The sequence below is a fragment of the Hymenobacter agri genome, assembly GCF_054778495.1.
Genome location: NZ_BAAGZM010001141.1, coordinates 1 through 762, shown reverse-complemented (window position 1 = coordinate 762; position 762 = coordinate 1). Strand labels below are relative to the sequence as shown.

2 protein-coding genes are annotated in these 762 nt (G+C 67.6%); both read right to left on the bottom strand.

Translation table 11 applies throughout. The features are described 5' to 3' along the window. A partial coding sequence (locus ACYVDE_RS24975; protein WP_460504213.1) for a DNA-3-methyladenine glycosylase occupies positions 1–386 on the bottom strand: 386 nt, incomplete at its 3' end. 91 nt (positions 387–477) lie between these two features. Then, positions 478–762, bottom strand: a 285-nt coding sequence (locus ACYVDE_RS24970; protein WP_460504212.1) for a hypothetical protein, incomplete at its 5' end; no start/stop codon positions are given.

Below are 762 nucleotides of genomic sequence, written 5' to 3'. Positions count from 1 at the left end.
GCCGTGAGGGCGCGCGCCACCGTTGCCAGCCCGCGCCGGGCCAGCATATGCTCGGTTCCAATAGTAGGCTCGATGGCGCGGATGAGCACGGCGTCGGGATGGGAGGCGTCGTGGCAGGTAATGTTGAACAGCGCGTGGCGGTTGTACACGGTGTAGATGTAGGCGTGGCCGCCGGGCACGTGCAGGCCCTGGGCCTGGTGGCGCTTGCGCTGCAGGTGCAGCGCGAGTGAGTGGTCGCCCTCGTGCCGGTACGCCTCGGTTTCGACCACGCGGCCGGCCGTGAGCACGCCATCGATGCGGGTGTAGAGGTGCTTGCCGAGCAGCTCGCGGGCAATGGTGAGCACATCGGGGCGCTGGAAAAACGCAGGGGGCAGCTTGGCAGGCATAGGCAAAAGATGGGCACAAAAGGCAGCACGCCACCCACACATCGGGGCGCACAAAGCAGCTTACGCAGCTACTCCGCCAATAGCCACTTTGCTACGGCCGCAGCCGGTAGTGCAGCCCAAGACTCAGCAGCCAGTGCTGCGGCTGCCACGGCAGCACGGCGGCCGGCTGGCCGTTCACCCGCAAATCAACTTCAGCCGCGGGCAGGTCGACGGCGGCCGAGCTGCGCGTGAGGAAGAAGCCGCTTTCCTCGGCCAGCTGCAATTGGGCGCGGGTGCGCAGCGGCAGCCAGTAGCTGGCATCGGCCACCAGTTCGAACTGATGCGTGAGCTCCAGGCCCAGGCCCAGGGTGGGCAGCACGGCCTCCGACAGGGCTTG